General features: G+C 62.0%; 21 protein-coding genes and 2 pseudogenes. 12 read left to right on the forward strand and 11 right to left on the reverse strand.

The window, feature by feature from the left end; all coding sequences use genetic code 11:
- Positions 1-314: 314 nt before the first annotated feature.
- The 3 genes from IB264_RS26290 to IB264_RS34495 are packed head-to-tail and all read left to right on the forward strand — an operon-like array spanning position 315 to position 1,416.
- Positions 315-941, forward strand: coding sequence for a TetR/AcrR family transcriptional regulator (locus tag IB264_RS26290; protein ID WP_057225068.1), 627 nt, complete (start codon positions 315-317; stop codon positions 939-941).
- Between the two features lie 8 nt (positions 942-949).
- Complete coding sequence (locus IB264_RS34490; RefSeq protein ID WP_057225070.1) at positions 950-1,171, forward strand: hypothetical protein; 222 nt, start codon at positions 950-952, stop codon at positions 1,169-1,171.
- The gene (locus IB264_RS34495; protein WP_200954058.1) at positions 1,123-1,416 is read left to right on the forward strand and encodes a Rid family hydrolase; all 294 of its coding nucleotides are present in this window, start codon (positions 1,123-1,125) and stop codon (positions 1,414-1,416) included. Before IB264_RS34490 ends, IB264_RS34495 begins: the two co-directional genes overlap by 49 nt.
- Positions 1,417-1,432: 16 nt before the next feature.
- Here IB264_RS34495 and IB264_RS26300 read toward each other — a convergent pair whose 3' ends face one another.
- From IB264_RS26300 to IB264_RS26310, 3 genes are all read right to left on the reverse strand, one after another.
- Complete coding sequence (locus IB264_RS26300) at positions 1,433-2,329, reverse strand: methylenetetrahydrofolate reductase (protein ID WP_063991850.1); 897 nt, start codon at positions 2,327-2,329, stop codon at positions 1,433-1,435.
- A 386-nt stretch (positions 2,330-2,715) separates the two neighbouring features.
- Complete coding sequence (locus IB264_RS26305) at positions 2,716-2,862, reverse strand: DUF1127 domain-containing protein (protein WP_067698903.1); 147 nt, start codon at positions 2,860-2,862, stop codon at positions 2,716-2,718.
- Between the two features lie 300 nt (positions 2,863-3,162).
- Entirely contained in the window at positions 3,163-5,211 is a 2,049-nt protein-coding gene (locus IB264_RS26310; RefSeq protein ID WP_057225076.1) for a bifunctional aldolase/short-chain dehydrogenase, read from the reverse strand.
- 467 nt (positions 5,212-5,678) lie between these two features.
- Between IB264_RS26310 and IB264_RS26315 the strand changes: the two genes are divergently transcribed.
- Positions 5,679-6,659, forward strand: a complete 981-nt coding sequence (locus IB264_RS26315; RefSeq protein WP_225906433.1) for a sugar-binding transcriptional regulator — start codon at positions 5,679-5,681, stop codon at positions 6,657-6,659.
- A 46-nt stretch (positions 6,660-6,705) separates the two neighbouring features.
- Here IB264_RS26315 and IB264_RS26320 read toward each other — a convergent pair whose 3' ends face one another.
- The 5 genes from IB264_RS26320 to IB264_RS26340 form a co-directional block, all read right to left on the reverse strand.
- The gene (locus tag IB264_RS26320; RefSeq protein WP_025428246.1) at positions 6,706-7,653 is read right to left on the reverse strand and encodes a carbohydrate kinase family protein; all 948 of its coding nucleotides are present in this window, start codon (positions 7,651-7,653) and stop codon (positions 6,706-6,708) included.
- A 74-nt stretch (positions 7,654-7,727) separates the two neighbouring features.
- Positions 7,728-8,762, reverse strand: a complete 1,035-nt coding sequence (locus IB264_RS26325; protein WP_057225078.1) for an ABC transporter permease — start codon at positions 8,760-8,762, stop codon at positions 7,728-7,730.
- Positions 8,759-10,345, reverse strand: coding sequence for a sugar ABC transporter ATP-binding protein (locus tag IB264_RS26330; protein ID WP_082571838.1), 1,587 nt, complete (start codon positions 10,343-10,345; stop codon positions 8,759-8,761). Before IB264_RS26330 ends, IB264_RS26325 begins: the two co-directional genes overlap by 4 nt.
- A 196-nt stretch (positions 10,346-10,541) precedes the next feature.
- Positions 10,542-11,543 (reverse strand): substrate-binding domain-containing protein, encoded by a 1,002-nt coding sequence (locus tag IB264_RS26335; RefSeq protein WP_057225080.1) that lies wholly within the window; start codon positions 11,541-11,543, stop codon positions 10,542-10,544.
- A gap of 78 nt (positions 11,544-11,621) precedes the next feature.
- Entirely contained in the window at positions 11,622-12,608 is a 987-nt protein-coding gene (locus tag IB264_RS26340) for an ABC transporter permease (RefSeq protein WP_057225082.1), read from the reverse strand.
- A 564-nt stretch (positions 12,609-13,172) separates the two neighbouring features.
- Here IB264_RS26340 and IB264_RS26345 point away from each other — a divergent pair.
- Together IB264_RS26345 and IB264_RS26350 are read left to right on the forward strand one after the other, a co-directional pair.
- Entirely contained in the window at positions 13,173-15,734 is a 2,562-nt protein-coding gene (locus tag IB264_RS26345) for an FAD-dependent oxidoreductase (RefSeq protein WP_057225083.1), read from the forward strand.
- Between the two features lie 485 nt (positions 15,735-16,219).
- Positions 16,220-16,525 (forward strand): hypothetical protein, encoded by a 306-nt coding sequence (locus IB264_RS26350; RefSeq protein WP_025428240.1) that lies wholly within the window; start codon positions 16,220-16,222, stop codon positions 16,523-16,525.
- 89 nt (positions 16,526-16,614) lie between these two features.
- Here the strand turns inward: IB264_RS26350 and IB264_RS26355 are convergent, their stop codons facing one another.
- Positions 16,615-17,589, reverse strand: coding sequence for a LysR family transcriptional regulator (locus IB264_RS26355; RefSeq protein ID WP_057225086.1), 975 nt, complete (start codon positions 17,587-17,589; stop codon positions 16,615-16,617).
- Positions 17,590-17,745: 156 nt separating this feature from the next.
- Between IB264_RS26355 and IB264_RS26360 the strand changes: the two genes are divergently transcribed.
- Genes IB264_RS26360 through IB264_RS26375 form a run of 4 tightly spaced genes read left to right on the forward strand, consistent with a single transcriptional unit; the run spans position 17,746 to position 22,447 of the window.
- Positions 17,746-18,801 carry a maleylacetate reductase gene (locus IB264_RS26360; protein ID WP_025428238.1) on the forward strand — a complete coding sequence of 352 codons (1,056 nt, stop codon included), beginning with the start codon at positions 17,746-17,748 and terminating at the stop codon, positions 18,799-18,801.
- Between the two features lie 40 nt (positions 18,802-18,841).
- Positions 18,842-20,491, forward strand: coding sequence for a bifunctional 3-(3-hydroxy-phenyl)propionate/3-hydroxycinnamic acid hydroxylase (locus IB264_RS26365; protein ID WP_057225088.1), 1,650 nt, complete (start codon positions 18,842-18,844; stop codon positions 20,489-20,491).
- Complete coding sequence (locus IB264_RS26370; protein ID WP_057225090.1) at positions 20,488-21,561, forward strand: S9 family peptidase; 1,074 nt, start codon at positions 20,488-20,490, stop codon at positions 21,559-21,561. Before IB264_RS26365 ends, IB264_RS26370 begins: the two co-directional genes overlap by 4 nt.
- Before the next feature lie 13 nt (positions 21,562-21,574).
- Positions 21,575-22,447, forward strand: a complete 873-nt coding sequence (locus tag IB264_RS26375; RefSeq protein ID WP_057225091.1) for a dioxygenase — start codon at positions 21,575-21,577, stop codon at positions 22,445-22,447.
- A gap of 253 nt (positions 22,448-22,700) precedes the next feature.
- Here the strand turns inward: IB264_RS26375 and IB264_RS34795 are convergent.
- Positions 22,701-23,066: pseudogene (locus tag IB264_RS34795) on the reverse strand (LysR substrate-binding domain-containing protein); the annotation flags it as partial.
- Positions 23,067-23,100: 34 nt separating this feature from the next.
- Between IB264_RS34795 and IB264_RS34800 the strand changes: the two are divergent.
- Positions 23,101-23,232 (forward strand): annotated as a pseudogene (locus IB264_RS34800) (transcriptional regulator); the annotation flags it as partial.
- 282 nt (positions 23,233-23,514) lie between these two features.
- The gene (locus IB264_RS26385) at positions 23,515-25,569 is read left to right on the forward strand and encodes a calcium-binding protein (RefSeq protein WP_057225093.1); all 2,055 of its coding nucleotides are present in this window, start codon (positions 23,515-23,517) and stop codon (positions 25,567-25,569) included.
- A 498-nt stretch (positions 25,570-26,067) separates the two neighbouring features.
- On the opposite strand, the gene IB264_RS26390 is transcribed toward IB264_RS26385, so the two are convergent.
- Positions 26,068-26,865, reverse strand: a complete 798-nt coding sequence (locus IB264_RS26390; protein WP_057225096.1) for a DUF1194 domain-containing protein — start codon at positions 26,863-26,865, stop codon at positions 26,068-26,070.
- Positions 26,866-26,897 lie beyond the last annotated feature (32 nt).

Below are 26,897 nucleotides of genomic sequence, written 5' to 3' on the forward strand. Positions count from 1 at the left end.
GGCTCGCCCTTATTGCCCAACAACGACCGGCATCGCCGATCCGCAACCGTTTATTCGAGGGACTGTAATCAAGCCCCGGATATTGTCCATAGCTGAACAAATATGGAGGCGCTGTTCCTTGCGCGTAAGGCTGAGTGGAATCCATTTCTAGTGCCGCCCGGCATCCGTCTGCATCGGAGAAGCAATTGGTTGGCGATCAGCGGTGTTCGCTACCGGCGAATGCTTTCTATAATTATCACTACATATTTCTGCGGTCAGGGTTGCGGGAGATATTTTTGCTATTTATATAAACTTCACTACAGAAAGGAGTGCTCATGGCGACCAGGGGACGGCCACGTGGTTTCGACCGCGATCTTGCGCTTCAAAAAATCACGGAGGTGTTTTGGGCGAAGGGTTACGAGGCCGCCCAGCTCAACGACCTGACGGCGGCAATCGGCATCACGCCGCCGAGCTTCTACCCCGCGTTCGGGTCGAAGGAAGCCGCGTTTCGCGAGGCGGTCAGCCTCTATGCCGCGACAGCAGGATCGGGCCCGATGCGCGCACTCGATGAGGGTGAAACGGCGCGACAGGCGATACGCGCGATGCTTCTCGCCAGTATCGAGGTCGCGCTTAGGGCACCGCAATCGAACGGCTGCCTGTTGATTCTCGGCGTGATGAATTGCCAGCCAGAAACCGGGCCACTCTACGACCTGCTCAAAGGCATAAGGAAAGAAACGGTGGAGCGCGTACACGCAAGGCTGGAGCGCGGCGTGGCCGACGGCGACCTCCCGCAAACCACCGACATACCGACACTGGCGACCTATTACGGTGCCATGATGCAAGCCATTTCCATGCAGGCCCGCGATGGCGCGACCCGACAGGAGCTCGAAGCCCTCGTCGGTCCATCCCTCGCCGCACTGCAGGGAATACCGGCTGCCGATCAAGAAGTCTCAACACCTTGAGAAAGAATATGATGCAGCCCATCGGAACGACCGTCAACGCTGTGCCCACCCGGACCGGAAAGGTCGTGATACCGGCCGAACTCCAGTCGGATGTGGATCAGTTTCATTACGCGCCCGCGCGCCGTGCCGGTGATTTCGTCTACCTGTCCGGCATTGTTGCCGCAAACGGCACACCGAACCGATGGACGCCGAAGGATTTCGTCGCGAACTGCGCCGTGTCTTCACGTTGATCGAGCAATTGCTGGCTGCGTGCGAGGCGCACCTCGATGACGTCGTCGAACTCCAGATGTTTCATGTGTTCGGAAGTGACCGCCTGGCATTGGACACGGCGGGGCAACTGGCCGCGATCGCCGCGGTGCGGGACGAGTTCTTTGCTATCCCCTACCCCGCCGCGGTCGAGCTTGCCGTGGCCGACCTCAATCCGGACGGTGGGCTGGTCGAGATCAAGGCGACGGCATTCGCACCGCTTGGTTGACGTGTTTTCCGCCCGATCAATAATATCGGGGCCTGTCGAGCGCACCGACGCTTTCATTCGTTTGCCGGCCAGCGGCGCGCGCAGCCCAGGCGACCGTGTCGGCAATGCCGCCGAAGGGGTAGAGATGCAGCATGACCGTGCCGAGATCGCGGCCCGCCATGCCGCCTGCAAGCCGGCTCATGAAACGATCCGGCCCCACCTTGTTGACGAGGTTGGCCAGCGAGAACCCGTATTTCCCGACGATCGCCGCGGACGAAGCCACACCGAATTGCGCCGCAAACCGCAGCAATCGCTTCACATCCGCAGGTCCAGGCACGCCGATGCGGATCGGCGCATCGATGCCACGCGCCCTGACCTGCGCGATCCAGTCGACGACCGCATCCGCATCGAAGCCGAATTGGGTGGTGATCTCGACGCTGCAGCCGCGGGCCTTCAGAAGCTCGGTCTTCTGGCCAAGGGCCTCCCACAGGCGCGCCTGGTCAATCTTCGGATGGCCTTCCGGGTAGCCGGCGATCCCGACGTTGACGATGCCATGGTCCGCGACGATGCCGCCGGCAATTAGATCGAGCGAGTCCTTATAGGGACCGGTTGGCGACGACGGATCGCCACCCACGAACATGAACCGGGCAGGACGCGCTGCGCTGATCAGGCCCGTGAGCAATTCGTCCCGATCCTGCACCGATCTCAGCCGCCGGGACGAAATGATGGGGACAGGCTCGAAGCCCCATTGCCGGATACGCGCGGCCGCCTCGATGCGTTGCGCGTGGCTCTCGTTGCCGAGGTAGGCGATATTGATTGGCGTGCCGGCAGGAATCTCGGATTTCGCAGCTTCGATTTGCCAGATATCCTTGCCGGTAATCTCCAGTGAATAGTCACGAAACAGAGCAGAACCGTGTTGTATGAGCGCGGTCATGAAGATCCTTTGCCGGTGCGACGGGCTTGGGTCGCCTCGAGTCAACGGCGCGAGCTGTCGGGCTCGGGCATGCCTCAATCTAAGGCTTGGTCGAGTTGGAAGCGGGCACGGTTTTCTGCGGCGGCCGAGCCACCATGCCTCCGCGCATGCGGCATTGATCTAGCCGATCGAAATTGCCGCGTCGACGCGCCAAGCGTCGCAGGCCCTCAACGCATCCAGTCCGAGGAAAATATGGGACGCAAGCGCCGACCTGCCGAATGGCTCCGGGGCTCGAAGCGCGGCGCTCAGCGACAGTGTCCGGACCGAACGAGCAGCGTCAGAAATAGAAAGCGCCCGCTCGTTTCCGAGCGGGCGCTTCATGAAATCTTTGATGGTCTCAGGCGCGGTTAGCGGCCGAAGGCATTGCGGGCAATGCTCGGGATGTCGGCGCGGTCGATGCCGAGGTCGCGCAGTTCGCGCGTGGACATGCGGCCCAGTTCGGAGACCGTCTGCCGGTACTTGAGCCAGTTGTTGAAAGAGCGTGCTACGTTCATGATGATCCCCTTTCCGTGGGCTTTCGAAGCCTAGCTGCCAGTCCTTGGCGCTTCGTTCACTTCGATGAGGGATATATAGTCGATCACCCCCGCAGATAGCAGCGCTAAGACTTCACTCCACCCCTGCAAGCCGCGCATGGATCGTTGTGCCCCAGGGAACTGCGGCGGCCGGCAGATGGATCGGCGGGAACAGCCAATGGGAGCGACTGCCCTGAAGGACGGATATGCCCAACCCCGGTCAAGTTGGACTGACCGGGGCCGAGCTACTTCGGACTTGGCGGAATAACGGACGCTTTAAACTCAGCGCATCATCGCCCCGACATTGCCGCCGTCGACCGTGAGCACCGCGCCTGTGCTGGTGCGCGCCTTGGCGAGGTGGACGAAGGCGGCCGCGACGTCCCGTGCCGTTACCTCACGTCGAACCAGGTTGCCGCGCATGTAGCTTTCCGGCGAAATACTCCGCGCCTGGCTGCGCTCCTCGATCATTTGGTCGGTCATCAGGCCGGTGCGAATGCGGTCGGCGTTGACCGCGTTCGAGGTAATGCCGTCGGCGCCATGTTCGACGGCATATTGGCGCATCAATGCCATCAGCGCCGCCTTCGACGTTCCGTAAGGGCCGAAGTCGGGGCCGGGATTGACCGCCTGCTTCGAGACATTGAAGACCAGTGCACCGCCAGTTCTCTGGGCTTTCATGATCCGGACCGCGCTGCGGGCAATATAGTGGTGCCCCCAGAAGTTCAGCGCGAAAGCCTTCTGGAAGACCTCCTCCGAAACATCGAGCAGGGCGCCCTGGAAGGCCGCACCGGCGTTCGAGATGACGATATCGATGCCACCGAAATGCCGGGCCACATCGGCGAGCGCCGCGTCGACCGCCTCGGGCTTCGTCACATCGCAGACGAGGCCGACACCACCAAGCCTTGCCGCTTCCTTCTGCAAGGCATCCTCGGCAAGGTCCAAGAGCGCGATCTCGGCGCCTTCGGCGTGCAGAGCCTCGGCAATCGCCAGCCCGAGGCCACCCGCACCACCGGTGATCACCGCGACCTGCCGGCTCAGCGGCTTCTCCGCCTGCTTCGTCAGCTTAACCTGCTCGAGCGACCAGTACTCGATGTCGAATAGGTCCTCTTCCGACAATGCCTCGAAGCTCTCGATGCCTTCGGCATTGCGGATCACGGCAATCGTCGCCTCGGCAACGTCGGCGCCGACACGGGCGGCCTTCTTTGTCGGGCCGGCGGCAAACAGGCCGACACCGGCAACATAGAAGACACGCGGCATCGGATCGAGCATGCGCTTGATCCCACCGACGCGCGCATTGTTGCGCTCGAAATAGGCGCGATACTCGTCCTTGTAGGTGGCGACGGCTGCGCGCACCTTGTCGGCCCAGCCGGCCATGTCGCCGGCAACGGGGGCGGGCAGCGCCACGCCAAAGCGCTTGATGTGGATGACGTGCTCAGGGGTCGCATTGCCGCGGTGAACCAGATCGGCAACATTCTCGGCATTGCAGAAATCGAGGACATCAGGGCCGGAGCGATGTTCCAGCACGAAGCGGCGCGGGCAGCCCTCGATGCCGCTGTCTATCGCGATGGCGCCGCGCAGAACCGGGGCGATCTGAGCTGCCGTGGCAAGCGGGGCCGCCGGCTGGACGACCATGAACGGACGCGGGTTGCCGCGTGCGATGCGGCGCTCGGCCTTGTCGATGGTGGCGATCATCTTCTCATAGGATTCACGCGGATCTTCCGACCAGGTGAAAATGCCATGCTTCAGCAGGATCATGCCGTCGGCGCCCGGATTGGCGCGGAACGCCTCGTCGCAGGCCTTGGCGAGATCGAAGCCCGGCATCACGTAGGGAACGATGATGGAATCGGGGAACAGTTCGCGCACCAGATCCTCGCCATGCGGCTGATTGGTCAGCGACACGATCGCATTGGCATGGGTGTGGTCGATATGCCGAAACGGCAGGTTGGCGTGCAGGATCGCTTCCACCGAAGGGTTCGGCGCTGCAGGATCAAGCAGCAGCCGGCGCTGCAGCATCACCATGTCGTCGTCGCTGAGCGTCGGGAATTTGACCATGGCCTGAAGCGGCTCCAGCCTGACGGCAGGCAGGCCCGCCGGTTCGATCGTGCCCATGTCCCAGCCGCTGCCTTTCACGCACAGAACGGCAACCTCGGAACCGTCCATCTCGGTAAACGTGGTCTTGACGGAGGTGTTGCCGCCGCCATGCAGTACTAGTTCGGAATCCGAACCCAGAAGCCGTGTCGTGTAGGTGCGGATCGCTAGGTCCCGGTTGACGCCGGCGTTGACGTAGGTGTCGACGACACGGGCGAATTCGGTTTCTGACCATCTGGATTTCATAAAAGGCTCCTGTCTTCCCGCGCTTGGCAGCGTTTTCCATGGGGTTTGAAAATCAAGTCCTGTCGTCAGCAGCCCTTGCTCGGCCTGCGCGCCGAACGGACGACCGTTCCCCGCACGCCGTGAGGACAAAACGGCGACGCTATCCGTCGGTTGGCTGCAGGCGGCAACCTGCGTCTGCGCCATCACGCCAAGGCTGCATGGCCTCGGGATTGCGGTCGACGTCGAGAGCGAGCTGCAGCCGATTTGTGGGGGCGGGAAAGACACCAAGCCGCGCTTTGCCGATTGGTTCGTTTCCAACCCACTGGCACGCGCCTATAGTCGAGCATTCCATCTCGGCGTCTCCCAAAACCTTCGTCGAGACAATTGCCACCATGCTGTGTCATGTGTCAACACGCATGGCAAATTTGTTTGACGGCGGACACTTTTTCCGCTTCAGGAGAAGCCATGACAATCCAGGGGAGCAGACGATGATGGATACGGCGCGGGGAAACCGGGCAGTCGGCGAAGGCATAGTCTTGCCTGCGGAGTTCGACGACGGCGTCGTCTGGGCTGCCTGGCTCTATTATGTCGACCAGCTCACCCAGAGCGAAATCGCCAAGATGCTCGGTGTATCCAGGGCAACGATCGTCAACTACCTGCAGGAAGCGCGCGAGCGTGGCCTGGTCAACATTCGCCTGAACACGGAAGTCGGCTCCCGGACTGGTATCGCACGGCGTCTGAAGGACAAGTTCAGCCTGGAGGGTGCGCTGGTCATTCCCGCCCTCGACAACAGCGACCTGGTGCAACGGCTTGGCGAGGCCGGTGCTCGCCTGCTTGCCGATATGGTTCAGCCAGGCGACACGATCGGCGTCGCCTGGGGCCGGACGGTGCTGGCCGTGGCCGACAGCATCTCGCTTCCCGAGCCGGTAGAGGGATTGACGGTGGTGCAGGTCTCCGGAAGCTCGATCGCCAATCCGGATTTCGCGCCTGAATTCTGCACATCCTTGATGTCGCGCCGCATCCACGCCCGCTGCATCAACCTGCTTGCGCCGGCCCTGCTGTCGACACCCGCCTTGAAGCAGGCGCTTCTGGCCGAACAGGTGCTGGTCAAGCAGTTCGAGCTCATTCATTCCTCCAACATCATCCTCTTCGGTGTCGGCGACATCGGCCCCGAGACGCTGATCCGCTCGGCCAATATCACCGGGCAGGAAGACATCGACGCCTACCAGGCCGGAGGAGCGGTCGGGGTGCTGATCTGCCGCTTCATCGACGCGGAAGGCCGGCCGGTGCGCGGTGATCTCGACAACCGCATGGTCGGCATCGAACTCAACGAGTTAAGCCAGGTGCCGCGGCGCCTGTGCGTTGCCGGGGGCGCCAGCAAGCTGACGGCCATCAGGGCGACGTTGAAGGGCGGCTACGCAACCCATCTTGTCACTGACATCGCGACGGCAGAGATGCTGCTGCAATAGCCGTCCTGCTGCCCGATACAGGATCGGGCAGCAGCCACGACTGGCGTCAGTTGGCCTTCACGCGGGCATTGTTCATGAAGTCCCAGGTCGCCTCGAAAGAGGTGATCCCGGCGTCAGAGCCGAGACCCGTCGCCACGAGCGCGGCGGATGCCTGGGCGAACTTCAAGGCGGTTTCCGTCTCCATGCGATGATGAAGCCCGGCAATGAAGCCGGCATTGAAGGCGTCGCCGCAGCCGGTGGTGTCAACCACGTCGATCTCGAATGCCGGGAGGCGCAGGCTCTTACCGTCGGCATCGAGGAAGCAGACGCCGTCGCCGCCGAGCGTAAAGATGCAGTGCTTGACGCCGAGATCGGCAAAGAAACGGCCGGCATCCTCGGCGGTCTTCTGGCCGGAAATCAGCATCGCCTCCTCCACTGAAGGCATGAAATAGTCGATAAAGGGGAAAAGCGGCCGGATCAGCGACAGCGTGTTGTCGTTCGCGCCCAGGAGGTCGAAGGTCGTGGTCCTGCCGAAGCGCTTGGCTTCCTCGAGCAAAACGCGGCTGGGTTCGCCGTCGAGGCGATCGAGCAGCCCAGTGCCGCCGAGATGGACGATCGGCGGCGCCAGCACCCGCTCGCGCGCATCCGCGGGGATCTCGAAATGTCCGGAGGCGCCGCGTACGTGCAAAGCTGGCCGTTCGCCATTGCGGCGGATGTTGAGAATGCTCGCGGATGTCGGCACGCCGGCAATGCGCTGCATCTCCGACCGGTCGACACCGAAGCGGTCGAGCGTGGCGAGCACGAAGTCCGCCTTCTCATCGTCACCGACCGCACCGACCGCGAGGCAGTTCAGCCCGAGTTTGGCAAGGTCGACGACCGTACCGCCGGCAGTGCCCGCAACGGTCAAGCGGATCTCGTCGATGAATTCGACGTTGCCGCCGGACGGGATCCGGTCCACCGGTCGGCCGAGAATATCTAGAATGTAAAGTCCGATTACAGATACGTCGTGCGCCATGCACTCAACCTTCCCTACTGAATTGGTGACCGCGGATAGCAGTCCTTGACCCGCTGGACGACGGCCGAAGCCCGTTAGTCTTTTGCACGAAGCGAGAAGACGGTGCCGGCAAGAACGATGAAGACGCCGATAATGGCGAGCTGCCACGTGCTCGGAATGCCGACGAGAATGAGGACGTTGCTGACAAGCGTGATCAGCACCACGCCGAGCAACGTGCCGATCACGCTACCCGAACCGCCGGTGATGCGCGCACCGCCGAGAACGACCGCGGCGATGATCTCAAGCTCGGTTCCGGCAAGGTCGAACGGATTGGCAAGCCGGTTGCTCGCCACATGCATGATCCCGGCAATACCGGCCAGCAGGCCCGCATAGGCAAAGACGAAGATATGCACGGTGCGCAGATTGAAGCCGAGGCGTTCGGCGATGCCGGGATTGCCGCCGACCGCATAAACCGCCCGGCCCATCAAAGTACGCTCTAGGATCCACCAGGTCACCGCGGCCGCAACAGCGAGCACAAGCACGAAGGCCGGCAGCACCGAGATGGAGCCGTTGGCGCTTTGATGGGTGAAAAGCGCGAGTTTGCCGAACGCCTCCATCGAGCCCGGAATGTTCATGAACAGGGCAGTGCCGACAAAGGTCAGCAGGAAGCTGCGAATGACGTATTGCGTTCCGATCGTCACAATCAGCGACGGCGCGCGCAGCGCGTGGACGAGCACGCCGTTGAGCGCTCCGAAGCAGGCGCCGCCGGCGGCAGCGACCAGCAAAATCACCGGCATCGGCAACCCCGGCAGCAGGTTCGTGACCAGCATCGTCACCGTATACATGACGAAGGCGGCAATGGCGGTGAAGGAAACGTCGATGCCGCCGGACGCCAGCACCACCAGGACCCCGAGCGCGAACAGCCCGCGCACGACGGAAGCGCGCAGGATGTCGAACAGGTTCGACACCTGCCAGAAGTCCGTATTGATCGAGCCGACCACCAGGCAGACGAGCACGATCAGCGCAAAGGTCACGACCGGCGGATGACGCAGCAGCCAGCGCCAGGCGGAGCCAAGCGAAACCTTGTCGTTGCCAGCTGGGGTGGCCCCATTGAATGTCGTATCGGTCATTGCGGGGTCCTCACGGTCGTCTCTTCTACAAGGGCGCGGTAAAGCGCCTCTTCCTCCAGCGCCTCGGCCTGAAAGGTTTCCACCACTTCGCCTTTGCGCATCACCATGATCCGGTCGCAGTTCTGCAGAAGTTCGAGCAGGTCGTCGCTGATGATGATGACGCCCATGCCTTCGTCCGCGAGACGCTGGATGATCCGGTAGATCGTGTCCTTGGATCCGACATCGACGCCGACGGTCGGCCCGTGCAGGACCAGAAGCTTCGGATTGATGGTCAGCCAGCGGCCGATAAGCACGCGCTGCTGGTTGCCGCCCGACAGCGACTGCACCGGGTTGGCGACATCCGGCGTGACCACCTGCAGGTCTTCGACCGAGCGCTTCGCCAGCGCGCGGCTGCGGCGGCCGTCCAGGATGCCGAAGGCGCCGCGCAGGCGATCGAGCACCGGCACGACAATGTTCTCTTCGATCGGCTTCTCGAGAAAGAGACCTTCCGAAAGGCGATCCTCGGGGACGTAGCCGATGCCGGCATCAATGGCGTCGGCGGGCTTGCGGGGCGTCACATCCTTTCCATTGAGGCGGATGCGTCCGGTATCGGCTGGAGCGACGCCGGCAATCGCCCGGGCCAGCTCGTTGCGGCCGGAATCCAGAAGCCCGGTGATACCGACGATCTCGCCGCGGCGCATGGAGAAGGAAACATTGGCGAAGGTATCCTTCAGCGACAGCGCGTCGACGACAAGCAGATCCTCGCCGAACTTCGGCGCCGAACGATAGCGCGCCTCGTCCAGCACCTTGCCCGTCATCCAGAAGCCGAGTTCGGCCTTGGTGTGATCGGCGATGTCGCATTCGGCGACCTTCTGGCCGTCGCGCATGATGACGGCGCGCCCGCCGATCGACTTGCACTCGTCGAGCTTGTGGGTGACGAACAGCACTGCGACGCCCTTGGCGCGCAGTCGGTTGACTATGCAGATGAGATTATCGACTTCGTGCTTCGTCAGTGCCGTCGTCGGCTCGTCCATGATGACGAGGCGCGCATCGGAAGCAATGGCGCGCGCAATGGCAATGAGCTGACGCGTGGCCATCGGCAGCTCGTCCGTGCGGGTCGAAAGAAAGGCGCGGGTCGTCGGCAGGTTCACGGCCGCGAGCGCCCGTTCCGCCGTCTGGCGCATTCGTCCGAGATCAAGCCGCTGGGCAAGCTTGCCGGAGGCTGCGACCAGTTGCTGCGTCAGGCCGACATTTTCGGCGACGGACAGGTTGGGCAGCAGAGAAAAGTCCTGATAGACGGTCTCGATCCCGGCCGCGAGCGCGGCAACCGGTGTGAGATGGCCCACGGGCTTGCCATCGATCAGCAGTTCGCCGGCATCGGCCGGCTGCGCGCCGGAAATGATCTTGATGAGCGTACTCTTGCCGCAGCCATTCTCGCCCATGAGATGGTAGATCTGTCCGGGCTCGATCGAAAAGCTGACCCCCTTCAGCGCGCGAACGCCGCCGAAGCGTTTCTGGACATCGCGAATTTCCAGATAGGGAATTGCGGCTTTCGAGGTTTCGCCGCCGGGATGCGGCGCGCCGGCTTCGTGCTTGAGCTGCATGGCACTGTCCTGACCAAAAAGAACGGGCCTGCTGCACGTTTCCTTGGATCGCCATAGATCCAGGAGACGATTGCAGCAGGTCTAAAGCGTTACAGTGTCTCTGGCGCATCACATTCGACGCGCGACGCTGTAGCGGCACTCGACGCGCAACGCCGGGCCCATTGTCGGGCCCGGCATCGCCATCATCTCGACCCAATCAGAACGGGTACTTGGCGTAGTTTGACTTGTCGACGTCGACCCATGCCTGGCCGACCACGATCACGCCGTCGCCGGCACCCTTCTTGACGGTGACCTTTTCGTAGCCGGCAACGCCGAGGTCCATGCCGTCCTTCAGTTCCTCGTCCTTCAGCACCATGTCGGCGACCTTGTTCATGACGTAGCCGGCATCCTTCGGATCCCAGAAGCTGATGCCGTCGACAGCGCCCGATTCGAGGTAGGAGCCGGTGTCCTTGGGCAGGCCGATGCCGAATACGCAGGTCTTGTCCTGCAGGCCGGCTTCCTCGACGGCACGGCCGATGCCGATGACGTCGATGGCCGAACCGCCCTGGAAGCCCTTGATGTCGGGGTACTTGCGCAGGATTTCGCGCGCCTTTTCATAGGCGCGGTTGGCATCGTTGAAGGATTCGTTCTTCTCGGAGACCAGTTCCATCTCGGGGTATTTCTGGGCGTTTTCCGAACCGCCATCGGCCCACTGCACATGGGTCAGGCTGCCGAGCGAGCCGACGAAGGAGGTCCACTTGCCGGACTTGCCCATGCATTCGGCGATCTTCTCGTTGAAGCGCGCGCCAAAGACCTTGTTGTCGAAGGCTTCGATGTCGACGAGCGTGTTCTTCATATTATCGGCTTCATGGGTGATGACCTTGATGCCGCGCTGGGCGGCGCGCTTCAACACGCCTTCAAGGGCGGAAGCATCCATCGGCACGACGGCGATTGCGGCGACCTTCTTGGCAACCAGGTCTTCGATCAGCCGGCCCTGCTGGGCTGCGTCGGCCTTGCCCGGTCCGACCTGGCTGGTGGATACGCCGGGATTTTCCTTGCCATAGGCATCGACGCCTTCGTTCATGCGAGTAAACCAGTTTTCGCCCGTGACCTTCACCACCGTGACGATGCTGGGGTTTTCCTCGGCAATGGCGGCCGTGGTTGCAGTCATTGCTCCAAGCGCGACGGCGCAGGCAGCGAATTTACGAATGGCAAGCATGCATTCCTCACAAAGAACCTTCGAATTTTGACAGATCGACCGGCGTGCGAAGGCATCTCGCCGGCCCTGGAACTTGGATCAGCCGCGCAATGCCTTGAACCAGGCCTTGGCGTCGAAGCCGGATGTCGCGAGAAAGACGAGCAGAAGCACGCCCCAGGCGAGGTCGCGGAAGAAGTTGGAAATGTCAATGAAGTTGAACAGGCTCGACAGGATCTGCAGCGACGTCGCCGACAGGACGACACAGATCACCCGGCCATAGCCGCCCTCAGGGCGAACGCCCGCCATGACGGCGATGAGAATGGCGATCAGCACGTAGGAATTGCCGTAGTCCCACTTCACGCTCGATGTGCGCGCGGCGATCACGATGCCGGCGACCGACGCAAGCACGCCGCAGGCGGTATAGGTCAAAAACAGGATGCGCTTTTCCGCAATGCCGGCATAGCGCGCGGCCTTGGCATTGTTGCCGAGCAGCAGGAGCCTGAGGCCGAACGGGCTGTAGCGCAGCACGCCGCCGAGGATGAGAGCAATCAGTAAGAAGAGCGCAAAGCACAGCGGCACACCCAGAACCGGTGTGTTACCGAAGGCGTCGAGCGGCTCGATGAAGCCGAGGCCCAGCGCCGAACCGTTGGTGAAAGCGATCGCAAGGCCGGTAAAGAACAGCTGCGTGCCAAGCGTCGCGATGATCGGCGTCAAGCCGGCGCTCGAAATCAGAAACCCATTCAGCATTCCGCCAACTAGGCCGACGAGCAGTGCTATGCCGGCAAAGCTCCAGCTGAACAGCAGCGGCGCGTCATCGGGCGAAACCGTGTCGCGCAGCACGAGATAAGCGATGACACCCGAAAGGTTGGCAAGGGCGATGCCCGACAGATCGATGCCGCCATTGCCCGAGATCATCGCCAGCATCACGCCGAGCGCAAGAAGGCCGAGTTCGGGCACTTGGCCCGCCATGGATTGCAGGTTGTAGATGTCGAGGAAACTGGCACCGACCAACACGCCGCCCGCTACCAGCACAGCAACGTTGACGACGGCCAAAAATGCCAACTGGCGATCAACCCGAAATTCCAAAGCGCGCCCTCCGTCATTGTCGTTCGCAGGCAAGCGCAATCACGGCTCCCAGCGTGCTCCTAGGCACGCTCCGTGAGCGCGCACCCGGACCTCTTTCGAGTTCGGATGCCGCGACGGCCGACCTGATGAGGCCGGCGATGACATTTGCCAAAGACTGTTGTGTATTGTCAACACCAATCTATCGCGGCCGGCTTATTTATCTGAAAAGTTTGGCGTTTCCCCCAGCGGAGAACACTCCCCATGCCGCAATTTTCGGCGCGCATTCCGCGCATCAGGAGAAAATGAACGACGTCGAGAGCTAACGACGTCAAGGGCCTGTGACTTATGAAGCTGCCAGCGCCACGTGCGATCCACTCTGCAGCGGCCCTGCGTCGTCGCGGTGATAAGAAAAAACCCGAGTTCGAGGAGATGCACCCTTGTCGACGGCTCTGTCGTGATGGAGAAATCCTGTTTGCAGAGTGCAGGCTCTGGTCGTGCAGCACGATAATTATGTCGTAGACAGGCTCTAATCGCAGCGCCGCAAATCCTAAAATCCGGCTTCAGTTTCAATCAGGGTCGCAATCAATGGCAGAGTTTCCTCAAAAGGCGAAGGTCGTAATCATCGGGCTGGGTGGCATCGTTGGTGCCTCGATCGCGCATCACCTGATCGAGCGCGGTTGGGACGACATCGTTGGCATCGACAAGTCCGGCATCCCGACCGATATCGGCTCGACGGCGCACGCGTCCGACTTCTGCTACACGACCAGCCACGATTATCTTTCGGTTTGGACGACGCAGTATTCGATCGACTTCTTCGAGAAGATGGGTCACTACGCCCGCATTGGCGGCCTGGAAGTCGCGCGTACCGGCGACGATGTCTGGATGGAAGAGATCAAGCGCAAGCTTTCCTCCGCCAAGGCCTTCGGCACCCGCGCCCACTATGTCTCGCCCGCGGAAATCAAGAAGATGTTCCCGCTGATCGAGGAAGATCAGGTCATGGGCGGCATGTTCGACCCGGATGCCGGCCTCGTCATCCCGCGCTCGCAGACAGTTGCTGGCAAACTGGTCGATGCGGCCGAGAAATCCGGAAAGCTCCAGATCTTCGGCAACACGCCGGCAAGGTCGCTCATCGTCGAGAACGGCCGCATCAAGGGCGTCGTCACCCATCGCGGCACGATCATGGCCGACCATGTCGTCGTCTGCGCCGGCATCTGGGGCCGCCTGATCGCCGAAATGGTCGGCGAGGATCTGCCGGTGATGCCGGTCGACCATCCGCTCACCTTCTTCGGCCCGTATAACGAATTCGAAGGCACCGGCAAGGAAATCGGCTTCCCGCTCCTGCGCGACCAGGGCAACTCCGCCTATATGCGCGACACCGGCGATCCGAAGACCACCGAAGGTGGCCAGATCGAGTGGGGCTATTACGAGACCACCAACCCGCGCCTCTGCCATCCGCGCAACATTCTCGAAAAGCACGAGGCACGCCTGTCGCCCTCGCAGCGCGACCTCGATATGGAGCAGATCATCGAGCCGCTCGAGCGCGCCATGGAACTGACGCCGATCCTCGGCGAACTCGGCTACAATGAAGGCCATTCCTTCAACGGCCTGCTGCAGGTCTCGGCCGCCGGCGGCCCCTCCTGCGGCGAGAGCCAGAAGGTGCGCGGCCTCTGGTACTGCGTCGCCATCTGGGTGAAGGACGGTCCCGGCTACGGCAAGCTGATCGCCGACTGGATGACGGACGGGCGCACTGAGATCGACCACGCCTCGATCGACTATTCTCGCTTCTACCCGCACCAGCTGGAGGAGAAGTTCATCGAGGGCCGCTGCTTCGAGGCGGCGCAGAAGATCTACTATCCGGCCGTGCACACGCGCGAGCCCTATGCCAGCGGCCGCAACGTCAAGCGCTCGCCCTTCTACGAGCGCGAGAAAGAGCTCGGCGGCTACTTCATGGAACTCGGTGGCTGGGAGCGCGCCCATGGCTACGCCGCCAACGAGCACCTCCTAGAAAAATACGGCAACCGCGTTCCAGTGCGCCAGAACGAGTGGGACAGCCGCCATTTCTGGCGCGTGTCCAACGCCGAACATCTGGCGATGAGCGAGGATTGCGGTATCGTCAACCTCTCGCACTTTCATATGGTTGACATCGAAGGCCCTGACCACGTCGAGTTGCTGGAGTGGCTTTGCGCCGCCAAGATCGGCGGCGACGGCAATATCGGCAAGGGCATCTACACCCATTTCCTCGATGACGAAGGAATGGTACGGGCCGACTTCACCGTCTTCCGCATGGCCGATCGCTGCCGTCTCGTGAACGGCGCCGATGCCGGCCCGCGCGACTTCCAGTACATGCGCCGCGTCGCCGAAGATCGCGGCCTTGACGTCACCATCACCGACGTTTCGGAGAAGTTCATCACCATCGGCATTTGGGGCCCCAACGCCCGCGAAACGCTGAAGAAGGTGGTTGCCGATCCGGCCGGCCTCGATCTCGAGAACTTTGCTTTCGCTGCGATCAAACCGATCGAAATCGCCGGCAGGAAGGTCACCGCCTTCCGCATCTCCTATGTCGGCGAGCAGGGCTGGGAGTTGCACATGAAATATGAGGACGGCCTCGCCGTCTGGGACGCACTGCGCTCAACCGGCGTCATGGCCTTCGGCGTCGAAACCTATGCAAACTCGCGCCGTCTGGAAAAGAGCCTGCGCCTGCAGAATGCCGATCTTCTCACACAGTACAACCTCATCGAGGCCGATCTGGCTCGTCCGAAGGTGAAGGACGTGGACTTCCGCGGCAAGGCGAAACATCTTGAATACAAGGCACGTGAGCACCAGCCGGCCATGCTCTGCACGCTCATCCTCACGGAGAATACCGATAGAAACGGCGTGAAGCGCTACCCGGTCGGCAGCCTGCCGGTCATGGACCCGGAAACCGGCGCGGTGCTGGTCGACGAACTCGGCCGCCGCTCCTATACCACCTCCATCGCCTACGGCCCGACGATCGGCAAGAACATCGCGCTTGCCTATTTGCCTTGGTCCCACTGCCAGGTCGGCCGCAAGCTGAACGTCGAATACTTCGCCGAGACCTACCCCGTCGAAGTCGCCGGCGTCGGCTACAAGCCACTCTACGACCCGGAGAACCTGAAGCCGCGGAGCTGAGATTTTACAACCCCTCGGCCCACCCGCGGTGGACGTCCCGTCACGCGCCTGCTTGCTTCAAGCGGGCGCGTTCGTTTTTGGCGTTCGTTCATTATGCCTGCGCCCCTGGAATTTGTCTGTTGTTCGGATACCGGAGCCGCCAGTGTGCGAAGGACATGACGTTGGTGAACTTTGAGCCGGCGCGCTTTGCCATCAGCCTTTGTGCGGGCGGCGGCAACGTCATCGGCAGGCGAGATCGTCGGGTTCTGGACGATGCTGATGGTGCAGCCGTCCTGCTTCAAAATGTCGTAGACACTCCTCCAGCCGGCGCCATCGGCGGACCCACGCTACGAAATGCCAGCCGAGGAGCGATGGTACACCTCAATTCGGAGCGTCCATCCTGATCGGGTAGTCAATCGATAGACGATGGGTTGTGCAAAGTTTGAGTTGACCGTTTCCGATGGCGAGGCGACACTTGCAACCTGCAGCAAGACAGGAGGAAAATGATGGCCGAGCCAGATCCCTGGCGCCACATGGCAAGCGCGCCGAAAAACGGCAGTCGGATCCTCGTTACGATCCGCCCGTCCGAACAGGGGGCGGCAGAAGTTGACCTCGCGTATTGGTCGAATGGCGATCAGTTCGGTGCAGAAGGCTGGCGCGCCTCTGATTCCTCGCCCGGCCGCATCATCGAATACGCCGAGCCCGAATTGAAGTGCTGGATGCCGATGCCCTCGGCCAATCTCAATCGCACCTCAATGCCCTCACCCTGGGAAGGCGAAGACGAGCGAGAGCTCGACGGGTCGGGGATTTAAGAACTCGCGCCGCCATTTGCGCTTGCTCGCACACGACGGGATCAAAGAACATTTGAGACGTGCGCTTGCAGCCTGTGGAACGCCTAATCTCAATCCGACGTAAAGGTCGCCTTGATTGGAGAAACGCCGCACCGTTGCGCATAGGCCTCCATCTCGGGCTTCAGCCCGGCAAAAGCCGAGAGCACGTGCATCTTGAGTTGCAGCGCTGCCGGCCCAGGCGGCATCAGTTTTGATTGCACGAAGCCAAGCGCGCGCGGCACGCCGCTCGGCAGGATGGGTAACGCGGTGATGTTGTCGGTTTCCCGCCGAGCGAAGACCACGCCGAAGGGCAGCACGGCGAGGCTGTCAGAATGGGCGAGATGGGCGAGAATGCCGGCGAGCGAGGCGCCGGAGAAATTGATGCGCACATGCTCGGCGCCCAGATTGACTAGCGCAGTTCTGAGATCGGCGCTCAGCGGACTTCCGGCAGGTGGCTCGATCCAGGGATACCGCAGCAGGTCGGCAGGCAGGAGCCTGTCCGATGCAAGAAGCGGATGTCCCGAGCGACAGGCAACCACATTGCGCCCTGTCAGGATCGGGTCGAAGGTCAGATCGCTATCTGCATCGAAGACCTCGACCGGACAGATCGCGAGGTCCAGCTGCCCAGCTCTGATCTTTTCGGCAAGGCTCGTCGTGTAACCATAGACCTGCTCGATTCTAACGTTCGGCCTTGTCCGCTGGAATTGGCCGACCATCGCCGAGACCAGCGCGTCCATGAAAAACGGCGTGCCGCCGATCCTGATATCGCCGCGCTCGCCACGCCTGAATGACTGGGCCACGTCGCTCGCTCGCGCCGTTGCGCGCCGTACCGCTGCACCGAGATCGGCAAGATCCCGACACAAGGGAGTCGGCTCCATCGGGCGGCGGTTGCGCAGAAACAATGGCTCACCCAGCCGCTTTTCCAGAAAGGCGACTGTGCGTGACAAGCCGGGCTGCGTCATTCCCAGCATTTCCGCCGCCTCGGACATGCCGCCGGCATCGACGATCGCCCAGAGCTGTAGCAGATGGCGCGGATCAATCTGCAAGAAGAGATTCTCCCAAGTTCCGTGTTCCGCTCACAACATAACATAATGGTATGTTATCTGGAGATATCATTATTCGAATTCACCTTCGTCCGTCGCTACTGTTTTCCTCGAGATGGAGCCGCAAGCGATTTCGCGGCCCCGTTCAGGGAGGAACCGATGAGGGAATTCGACTATCAGGGGTCCCCGGCAAGAATTAGGTTCGGCGCCGGCGCCCGCGCGGGGGTGGCAGAAGCTGTTGAAGCCTTGGGCTGCAAGCGTGCCCTCGTGCTCTCCACACCACAGCAAGCCAACGATGCCGGTGCCATCGTCAACCTTTTGGCGGATCGCGCCGCCGGATTGTTCACGCAGGCGACCATGCACACGCCCGTCGAGATCACCGAACAGGCGCTCAAGGCCATGCGCGACAACGACGCGGACTGCACTGTCGCTTTCGGCGGCGGCTCGACTACCGGGCTCGGCAAAGCGATCGCCTATCGCCTCGATACGCCTCAGATCGTCATACCCACAACCTATGCCGGCTCGGAGGTCACACCCATCCTTGGGCAGACTCAGGCGGGGCGCAAGGAGACGGTACGTGCAGCGTCGATTCTGCCGGAACTGGTGATCTATGATCCGGAACTCACGCTCAGCCTGCCGGTCCCAATGACGATGACCAGCGGCCTAAACGCCATGGCCCACGCCGCCGAGGCACTCTACGCTCGCGATCGTAACCCGATTTCCTCGCTAATGGCGACGGAAGGCCTGAGAGCCCTCGCTGAGGCCCTACCGCGCATCGCTATGGCGCCGCGGGATCTGTCGGCCAGAAGCGATGCACTCTACGGCGCCTGGCTGTGCGGCACTGTGCTTGGCACAGTCGGCATGTCGTTGCATCACAAGCTCTGCCATGTGTTAGGGGGGGCCTTCGACCTGCCGCATGCGGAGACCCATGCGATCGTTCTGCCCCACGCAATCGCCTTCAACGCGGCCGCCGCTGCCGACGAACTTCGGCCGCTCAGTGCGATTTTCGGGGAAACCTCCCCCGGTGCGGCAATACACGGTTTTGCGGTCAAGATCGGCGCCCCGACAGCCCTCAGGGAGATCGGTTTTCGGGAGGAAGATATCGGCCGCGCCGCGGAGATCGCCACAGCGAACCCCTATTGGAACCCGCGGGAAGTGACACGGGCCGATATTCACGCGCTGCTCGCCGCGGCATGGCGAGGCGACGCGCCCTGAACGCGCGCGCCGAGACATATCTGCAAAACGGGAGGATAACATGAATCAATCCAAGGCAACGCCGCCTGTGGTGCACCGGCAAGTGGCCGTTATCGGTTGCGGGCCTGCGGGCCTGACTGCCGCCTCGCTCCTCGGACAAGCCGGCCATAATGTCATCGTTATCGAGCGCTGGCCCGAACCCTACGGCCTGCCCCGCCTCAGCCATATCGACGGCGAGACGGCACGCCTGGTCGCCTCGGCCGGGGATATCGGTCATGCCCTTCGCGACGCGCAGGCGATCGACACCTACCACTACCTCGACGATCAGGGAAACATTCTGATCGATCTGGACTGGAAGGGGCAGCAATGCGGTTTTCCCGCCCATATTTCGATCTTCCAGCCGGAAATCGAGGACGCGATCTATTCCCGCGCACAGCCTCTGCCGAACGTCGAGTTCCTACGCGGCTGGGAAGTCTCCAAGCTCGAGCAGAGTGCGGATAAGGTCGTTCTGGAAGCCCAACCCTGGGACGGTTCGTGGAAGGCGGTTTCTGACGGGGGCGATCCAGTCCGCAGGATCGAGGTGGACTATGTGATCGGCGCGGATGGCGCCAACAGTTTCACGCGCCGCGCACTCGGCATCGCGCGTCACCAGTACGGCCATCATGAACGTTGGCTCAATCTTGATTCCGAATACGTCAAGGATCTCGGCGACCGCTTTGCCATTACCTCGATCTATTGCGACCCGGCACGGGCGCACATGTACATGCCGATCGGCAAATCCCGCGTGCGTTTCGAGATGCGCGTGCTGCCGGGCGAGGAAACCAGCTACTGGGAAGACATCAAGAATGGCCTTGCCTGGCTCAGCGAGCAGCATGGCATCGGGCTCGACGAAATCCGGCCGATCCGCAACGTTGTCTATACATTTGACCCCGCGATCACAAAAAGCTGGAAGGAAGGCCGGGTCATGCTGGTGGGCGATGCCGCCCACACGATGATGCCCTATATGGGCCAGGGCGCCTGTTCGGCCATTCGCGACAGCGCCAATCTTGCATGGAAGCTGGACCTCGTGTTGCGGGGCAAGGCCGAGCCGGAGCTTCTCGATACCTATGAAGCGGAGCGGCGCCCGCATGTCACGCAGATCACCAAGACCTCGACCATGCTCGGCAAGGTCGCCAACGAGGACGACCCGGCGAAGGTGGCTGAACGCAATGCACTCTTCCTGTCCGGAAACATGCCGCCGCCCCCGCCCTTCCCCAAGATCGAGACCGGCGTGGTGCATGTGGAGCCCGATGGTAACCTCCTCACCCCCACCGGTGCACCAACGCCACAGGGCCTCGTGCGCGCCGGCGGCCGCGAAGGCTTGATGGACGACGTGGTGGGGCGCGGCTTCCTGATCGTCAGCCGGACCGACCCGAGCCTCCATCTGGATCCCGCGACCCACGCTTTCTTCGACGCCATCGGCGGTCGCTGGATCGTCGTCGGCGACACCGATGCTGCGCCCGATCAAGTCGCAGATCTTGACGGCGTGCAACTGGCGTTTCTGGAGAGAAATGGTTTCGCCGCCTATCTGCGCCGTCCCGATTTCCTGATGTATGGTGCAGTCCGGGATCTCTCCGATCTCCCCACCCTGCTGCGCGGCCTTCGCGACAGGCTGCACTGGCTGCATCAGCCTGTACCCACCTTTGAGACCACCATGGAGGCACGGGCATGACCGAGGACTCGGTCATCAAGGCGAACCTTGCCCATCAGCGGGCCATGCCACTGACGCGGCTTCTCGACTGCGGCATGGACCCGGGGGATGCGCGCCGGCTTCATGCCCGCATCTCGGAGGGCGAGCCCTGGGATGCGGTGGCAGAAACCATCGCCACCGAGCGCCTGCAACAGGCCGACCGGGCCGAGGCTGAAGGAAACATCGTCACCGCCGGCGAGGCACGGCAGCGCGGCATCGCCGCGCTGGTCTACGCCCAGATGGCCTTCAATTTCGACGAACCCCGCAAGGTCGCGCTGTATCGCAGGCTGGTCGCCGCCTGTCGGAAGCTCACCCCTGTCTTCGGCCTGCCCTTCGAGCGGGTCGAGACCGGATATTCGGGAAAAAGCCTGATCGGCTGGCTGGTGCGCCCCGCAAGCGGAAGTGCAAACGGCACCGTCATCCTGTTCGGCGGCCAGAGCGGCTGGGGCATCGCCTATCTGCCAATCGCCCGGGAGCTGGCGCGCCGCGGGCTTGCCACCCTTCTCGCCGAAGGCCCCGGCCAGGGCGAGACCCGCATCGAGCAAGGCCTTTATCTTCAGGCGGGGGTCGAGGCCGCCTATAGCCGCTGGGTCGATGTAATCCTGGACGATCCGAGCCTCGGCGCGCCGGGCGTCTGGGGCAACAGCTACGGCGGCCTGTGGGCGGCACGCACTGCGGGCAGCGACAGCCGCATCCGCGCCTGTTGCGTCAACGGCTCCTTCGCCCACCCCGCCATCCTGCCCTTCCGCACGGCCTTCGAGCAGAGCGCGGCAATGATCGGCACCGAGGATCGAGCGATGATTGAGGCTGTCATGGAAAAGCTGCGTTTCGATCCGGCGCGGGACAGAATCGCCTGCCCGCTTCTCGTCCTGCACGGAGGCGCCGATCCGCTGGTGGCACTGGAGGACCAGCAACCCTTCCTCGATGCCGCGACGGGCGAGGCCGCCCTCCGCGTCTGGCCGGACGGTGAGCACACGATATACAACCACAGCTTCGAGCGGACGGCACTCGTCGGCGACTGGTTCGCCGCACGGCTCGACCGATCCGCCTGACAGGGAGCGATTGATGCGCCGTTATTTCACTGAGGAACACTCCGCCGAGACTGTGAACGGCAGGATTGGCGTAGACGTGGCACCGCGCATGCGTCAGGTCATGGCGAGCCTCGTTCGACATCTGCATGATTTTATCAAGGACGTGGAGTTGACCCAGCGGGAATGGGAGTTGGCCGTTGATTTCCTCACCCGCGCCGGCCAGACCTGTACCGACACACGGCAGGAGTTTATCCTGCTCAGCGACGTCCTTGGGCTTTCCATGCTGGTCGACGCCATCGGCAACCGTCGTCCCGAAGGCGCGACGGAGAACACCGTCTTCGGCCCGTTCCACGTCGCCAACGCGCCGATCCGGGCGATGGGGGAAAGCATCAGTCTGGACGCTAAGGGCGAAAGCTGCCTGTTCCACGGCCGGGTGATTGATCTCGACGGCAACGCAATAGAAGGGGCGACGATCGACGTCTGGTCAGACAATGCCGATGGCTTCTACGACGTTCAGCAGCCGGACCTGCAGCCGAAATGGAACAACCGCGGACGCTTCGTCACGGGCGCCGACGGCGCCTACAGCTTCGTCGGTATCAAGCCTGTCAGTTATTCCATTCCCGACGACGGGCCTGCTGGGGACCTGTTGGAGGCGCTCCATCGCCACCCCTGTCGCCCGGCCCACATGCATTTCCTTGTAACTGCTCCGGGCCACCAGAAGATTGTCACCCACATCTTCACCGGCGGCGACCCCTTCCTCACTTCCGACGCCGTTTTCGGTGTCAAATCCTCCCTGATCGCTGATTTCGAGCGCATCGACGGCGCGACCTCGTGGCAGGCCGCATTCGATTTCGTCATGGTGCAGGAGGACAGATTCGAACATCGCAGCTGCAGTAACGTCAGATAGTCGTGAACTGTAGCTTTTGAGTGAGGTCGAACGCGGACCCCGCCGGCAGCTTGGGAGAATAATGAGCGTACCAGGCGACGGCAACAGCGCTGCCAGAGCCCGTTCGCGCGCGGCTTGACCGGTTAAAAGCCTCGTCTCGGAGGATCAGCATCGCGACGGCCAACGGCCGGGATCCGGGAGGCCTAGGCCCGGCAAGCCGCTCCGTTTGATTGAGGGATCGCAGACCACGAGGTTTTCGAGACCTCGCCCCTGACTTCCCCGCTCTGACCCGCGACCGAGCAATTTCGATGATGTCGTCCCGGGCCGCGGTTGGATCGTCCTTACTCCAGGCGACCCCAAGACCGATCCGGAAGTCGATACCCCTCACCTTCCTGAGCTCGAAATTGCGGTTGGGAAGATCCAGCGTCCATTCCGGCGCAAAGCCGATGCCAAGACCGGCCGAGACCAGTGACACCACCGAGAAGGTGTTGTCGCAGGTATAGGCGACGCTCTTTGCAAGATCGTGCGCCTCGAACTTTTCAGCAAAGCAGCGCTCGGTGAACGACAGGTTCTGACGCGAGAACGAGATGATCTTCTCGCCCTTCAGATCCTCGATGCAGATCTCGCTTCTGGCCAACGGCACGACATAGGGTCACGTACGGACCAGGCTTCTCGTCGGTGCACGCATCGGCGTTCGGTCCTCAACCATCGAATTGATCGAGAAGTCAGAAGCGGTAGGGGCGATCCAACTCAACACGCCGCGCCGCGCCGCCGAGGCCGCAGATTGCACCCTTGTCCACATCCTCTCTGGGGCTCTGGAGAAACATGACGGACCTCTTCTCGTCCTCGAGCATGTCACAGCACGTCCTGACCTATGGCTTCGTCTTTCCGCAGATCTTGGCTTTACTTCAAAGCAATTCTCCGCAGTTCCCTTTCGATATCTAATATAGATTTCAAATTAAATTGCCTCCATTTGGAAGATTAATTCGGAGTTGATTTACGCAATTAGTTAAATAGATTTGAATGCTTGGTGATCTTATTCGAGTGATCGCAAGTATTGGCATAAGTCTATCGAAAGGGATGGCGAGATGGCAAAGATCGTAGGCTCGTACTCAAACGATGCTTTGAAAGGCTCGGAGGAAACCGACTACATCTGGGGCCTGCCCGGCAGCGATACGATCGATGGGGGCGGCGGCGGCGATTTTGTCGATGGTGGGGCTGAAAGCGACACCCTGACAAGTTCGAACGGCTACGATCGCCTCGACGGCGGTGCCGGTGATGACCAGATCGTTCTCACCGGGACCGGCGGCGCAGTTACCGGAGGCAGCGGCTACGACGGCCTTGTCGTCGACTTCTCGCAAAGCGCAGACCGGATGGTCTTCAACGGTGCCAGCGGCCATGGCTATGTTGGCGACCCGAGCGCCACAAACCGGCACATCTTCTTCCACGATATCGAGTGGCTGCGCCTGCTCGCCGGCAGTGGTGACGACCGGATCACCGGAACTGCCGGGGGCGATCGGATTTCGACCGGTGCCGGCAACGACGTCGTCAATGCGGGCGCGGGACAGGACATCATCACCAATACGGGTGGTCACGACCGTCTCGACGGCGGTGATGGAAATGACCGCTTCGTGCTTGTCGGGACGGGCAGCGCCGTTTTCGGCGGTGCCGGAGACGATACGCTGGCCGTCGACCTCTCGGCATCGGCCGCTCCGGTCGTGTTCAACCTGGAGAATGGTCACGGCATCATCGGATACGGGACGCAGGAGGAGCGGCATCTCTTCATCCAGTACCAGGATGTCGAGCGGATTGTGCTGACGACGGGACGCGGAAGCGATCATATTACGGGTAGCGCACTTGGCGACGTTATCGAGACGGCAGGCGGCAACGATTTCGTCGACGCCGGCGCGGGCGATGACATGATCACCGACGGGCTCGGTGCCAACCGTCTTTTTGGCGGCGACGGCCGCGACCAGATCGTCTCGACACTCTACTCCGCCGAGATCGATGGCGGCGCCGGCCAGGACTGGCTCTATATCAAGGAGACGCAGAGCACGAGCGACCTCACTGTCGATTTCGCTGCCGGTGAGGCCTCGACCGGCACAGTGTTGCGCGGCATAGAGGAGGCAAGCCTCGCGCTTGGCAGCGGCAACGATCGGGTCATCGCGGGTGATCTTACCTATCTCGTGGTCGATGCCGGCGCGGGAAACGATCATCTCGAAGGCGGTGCCGGGCGTGACCGGTTCGATGGCGAGGAGGGCAACGACTACATCGATGCCGGCGCCGGAGACGACATGATAGAGACAGGCGCTGGCGATGACGTGGCTTTTGGCGGCGACGGCAGGGATACGCTTGCCAATGACGGCGGCAGCGACATGCTCGATGGCGGCGCCGGCGATGACTGGCTGCAGGACACCTTTCCCGGCAGCGGCACCCTTGGCGTCGCGTCGATCCTGCGCGGCGGCGCGGGCAACGACACGATCAATGCCCGTTACCTCGGAGAGGTCGATGGCGGCGAAGGCCGGGATCTATTGAACCTCAACTATGGCGGCTTGCCGCAGGTAACCGACTTCGACGCGACACGCGGCGCAACACACACCGGCTTGGCCTTCACCAATGTGGAGTACTTCAACGTCTCATCCGGGCGCTACGACGACGTGCTGCGCGGCGCCGACGACAATGACACCCTCTATTCGTCGAGCGGCAACGATATCCTCGATGGGCGTGGTGGGGACGACACGCTGAGGGGCGCCTCGGAAAACGACCAGATTTTCGGCGGCGAAGGTGCGGATTTTCTCGACGGCGGCTCGCAGGACGACCTGTTGAGTGGCGGCAATGGCGCCGACCTGTTGAAGGGCGACAGCGGCGCCGACACGTTTCTGTGGTCGTCGGAAACCTCCGGCCAGGCGGGCCTCGATCACATTCTCGATTTCGTTGGCAGGCAGGGCGATCGGATCGCCTTTTCCGAAGAGGCCCAGGACGCCACAGGCATTCACAGCTATGCCGATTTTCTTGCCGCCGCCAGCGATACGACCGACGGCTTGTTCATCGCCTTCAACGGCTCCGATGTCGAAGGCATTCTGATTGAGCATGTTTCGCTCTCGGCTCTCATGGAAAGCGATGTCGTCTTCGGTCTCGGCTGACGGCACGCTAGGCCTCAGCTTTCCGGAGGCCCGCATTCGCCTGCAGCCGCGGCTTCGTTGGCCACCGTGGTCAGGCGTCCATCGATGGGATGACGCCGCCGGTCCATACGCCGTGTCGAGGTCGTGGATGACCGCGAGGAGCCGGGATGCCATGGTTCGCCGATCACGACATTGTTGCCGCCCGCGGCCCTGCCTGCAAGCCACCATCGGAGCGCAAACATGGTTCTGCGATCCACAATCCCCGTGGCAGAAAGGAACCGTCGAAAACACCAACAGACGGGCCAGGAAATGGCTTTCGAGAGAGGTCGATCCCCTGTCGCTCAGCGACTGCGATCTAACCGAAATCTGCAATCATCTGAACGCAACACCGCGCAAATGCCTCGGCTACAAACCACCCGCCGAAGTCTTCCGCCAGAAACGCGCGCGCAGATCAGGCGCACCGGTCAGCCTCTCAAAGCCCGCAGGTCGCGGTTCAGCGTGAACGCAAAGCGCATTGAACTATTGCCCAATGCGACGCTCCTGCATTTCTTCGCCCACAAAGCAATTGTAGTCTGCTCGGTCGTCGACGCGTTGCAACAGTGGCTCGAACCGCTTCAGGTCGCTCACGTTCGGTCCAAGTATCTCGACAATGAGCTTGCTCAGAATAGCCTCCGCAAAATCGCCAGGATCTGAGACTTTCAACAGAAAGGCCCCATCTCCACCGATCACACAATTCTCATAATAAGCGTCGAGGTCCGGAATCGATGCGGAATCCTGACGCGTCAACATGATGGGCAGTCCATCGATCACGATGCCTTGGGCGACAGTCGAATTACGGGCAACGGGTACCGGCACACCGGAGTTGTTCGGCCCATCTCCCGATATGTCGACCACGCGTCGCATTCCCTGGAACGGGCTAGCTAAGAAGAGGTTTCGTGAAAACGCCAGCGTGTTGGAAATCGAGGTGAACGATATCCTCCTCATCGGTTGCTGGCGCAGAGCATCGGCGAATTGGCCCGCAGTGCTGGGGCCATCGATCAGCGTCCAAGGCATGATCTGGACAGCAGAGCCACCCCACTCAACGTATGTCACGGCGATTTTGCCGATAGGCCCGTCCTCTATTGCATTGACGAGTTCGGGCTGGAGAAATGCATTCACATAGCCTTGACGTTGCGCACGCTGTTCGTCGATCTCCATTGAGTAGGAGACATCGACGGCAAGAACCAACTCAAGATCAACGTCAAATTGAGAAAGCTGAGCGGGCGTGCTGCCCCCCAGAAGGCCAAAGCAGACAAGAAGCGCGCATTGCGGTTTCATCGCGATCGGAAGCCCAGTGCACGATCATACTA

The organism is Ensifer sp. ENS11, assembly GCF_014851895.1.
GTDB classification, from domain to species: domain Bacteria; phylum Pseudomonadota; class Alphaproteobacteria; order Rhizobiales; family Rhizobiaceae; genus Ensifer; species Ensifer canadensis.

Excerpts from the sequence above, each read along its gene's own strand:
- IB264_RS26290 (WP_057225068.1), top strand. The coding sequence starts at position 315 with ATGGCGACCAGGGGACGGCCACGTGGTTTCGACCGCGATCTTGCGCTT.
- IB264_RS34490 (WP_057225070.1), top strand. The coding sequence starts at position 950 with ATGATGCAGCCCATCGGAACGACCGTCAACGCTGTGCCCACCCGGACC.
- IB264_RS34495 (WP_200954058.1), top strand. The coding sequence starts at position 1,123 with ATGGACGCCGAAGGATTTCGTCGCGAACTGCGCCGTGTCTTCACGTTG.
- IB264_RS26300 (WP_063991850.1), bottom strand. The coding sequence starts at position 2,329 with ATGACCGCGCTCATACAACACGGTTCTGCTCTGTTTCGTGACTATTCA.
- IB264_RS26305 (WP_067698903.1), bottom strand. The coding sequence starts at position 2,862 with ATGAACGTAGCACGCTCTTTCAACAACTGGCTCAAGTACCGGCAGACG.
- IB264_RS26310 (WP_057225076.1), bottom strand. The coding sequence starts at position 5,211 with ATGAAATCCAGATGGTCAGAAACCGAATTCGCCCGTGTCGTCGACACC.
- IB264_RS26315 (WP_225906433.1), top strand. The coding sequence starts at position 5,679 with ATGATGGATACGGCGCGGGGAAACCGGGCAGTCGGCGAAGGCATAGTC.
- IB264_RS26320 (WP_025428246.1), bottom strand. The coding sequence starts at position 7,653 with ATGGCGCACGACGTATCTGTAATCGGACTTTACATTCTAGATATTCTC.
- IB264_RS26325 (WP_057225078.1), bottom strand. The coding sequence starts at position 8,762 with ATGACCGATACGACATTCAATGGGGCCACCCCAGCTGGCAACGACAAG.
- IB264_RS26330 (WP_082571838.1), bottom strand. The coding sequence starts at position 10,345 with ATGCAGCTCAAGCACGAAGCCGGCGCGCCGCATCCCGGCGGCGAAACC.
- IB264_RS26335 (WP_057225080.1), bottom strand. The coding sequence starts at position 11,543 with ATGCTTGCCATTCGTAAATTCGCTGCCTGCGCCGTCGCGCTTGGAGCA.
- IB264_RS26345 (WP_057225083.1), top strand. The coding sequence starts at position 13,173 with ATGGCAGAGTTTCCTCAAAAGGCGAAGGTCGTAATCATCGGGCTGGGT.
- IB264_RS26350 (WP_025428240.1), top strand. The coding sequence starts at position 16,220 with ATGGCCGAGCCAGATCCCTGGCGCCACATGGCAAGCGCGCCGAAAAAC.
- IB264_RS26360 (WP_025428238.1), top strand. The coding sequence starts at position 17,746 with ATGAGGGAATTCGACTATCAGGGGTCCCCGGCAAGAATTAGGTTCGGC.
- IB264_RS26365 (WP_057225088.1), top strand. The coding sequence starts at position 18,842 with ATGAATCAATCCAAGGCAACGCCGCCTGTGGTGCACCGGCAAGTGGCC.
- IB264_RS26370 (WP_057225090.1), top strand. The coding sequence starts at position 20,488 with ATGACCGAGGACTCGGTCATCAAGGCGAACCTTGCCCATCAGCGGGCC.
- IB264_RS26375 (WP_057225091.1), top strand. The coding sequence starts at position 21,575 with ATGCGCCGTTATTTCACTGAGGAACACTCCGCCGAGACTGTGAACGGC.
- IB264_RS26385 (WP_057225093.1), top strand. The coding sequence starts at position 23,515 with ATGGCAAAGATCGTAGGCTCGTACTCAAACGATGCTTTGAAAGGCTCG.
- IB264_RS26390 (WP_057225096.1), bottom strand. The coding sequence starts at position 26,865 with ATGAAACCGCAATGCGCGCTTCTTGTCTGCTTTGGCCTTCTGGGGGGC.